Origin of the sequence: Pseudoroseomonas ludipueritiae (genome assembly GCF_014490445.1) — a bacterium.
Classification (GTDB): domain Bacteria; phylum Pseudomonadota; class Alphaproteobacteria; order Acetobacterales; family Acetobacteraceae; genus Pseudoroseomonas; species Pseudoroseomonas ludipueritiae.
In genome coordinates this window covers 1-677 of the sequence record NZ_JACTUZ010000379.1, presented here as the reverse complement: position 1 = coordinate 677, position 677 = coordinate 1, and the positions used below count along the sequence as shown (strand labels likewise).

The 677-nt window shown below is 61.6% G+C and carries 2 tRNA genes; both read right to left on the bottom strand.

The window, feature by feature from the left end:
- Positions 1-141: 141 nt before the first annotated feature.
- Positions 142-214, bottom strand: a tRNA-Ala gene (locus IBL25_RS26485).
- 63 nt (positions 215-277) lie between these two features.
- A tRNA-Ile gene (locus IBL25_RS26480) sits at positions 278-351 on the bottom strand.
- Positions 352-677 lie beyond the last annotated feature (326 nt).

The window sequence follows — 677 nt, the reverse complement described above, 5'->3', positions numbered from 1 at the left end:
GAACACTCGATATCACCAACTCTTCTTCACCATGAGAAACAACAACAGAAAACCCCGATGCCCCCAAAGGCGCATCAAGGCGGTTTTCTGGAAGTGCCGCCACATGACCCAAGGCCATGCGCGGAGCTTGTAACCCTCACCTGGAGGCGATCGGATTCGAACCGACGACCCCCTGCTTGCAAAGCAGGTGCTCTACCAACTGAGCTACGCCCCCAAAGGAGAACTCCTGGACCAACCGGCCCAACCCGCCGCCACCCCCGCAAGGGCGCAGCGCGTATGGGCCAGGGAGGACTTGAACCTCCGACCCCACGCTTATCAAGCGTGTGCTCTAACCAACTGAGCTACTGGCCCAAAAACCAGTCCCTTGGATGCGTGCGCCACAGCGGCACACCACGCCTCCGCAAGCCGCCATGCCCGAACCCGGGCACCGCGCAGGGAAGGATGCGCGGCCAGCGCCCGTCCTGACCAAAGCCAGAACCGGCCAGCCGCAACCTCGAGCCGCCATCAGGGCAGCCAGATCAAAACCAACGAGAGAGCGTCCACGGCATCCGCCGCAGAACAAGTTCAAGGCAAACCATGTTGTCGGAGCGTGCACAGCCGAGAACCGAAGCTCTCACCCCATGCCGCATCCTTGAAAGGAGGTGATCCAGCCGCAGGTTCCCCTACGGCTACCTTGT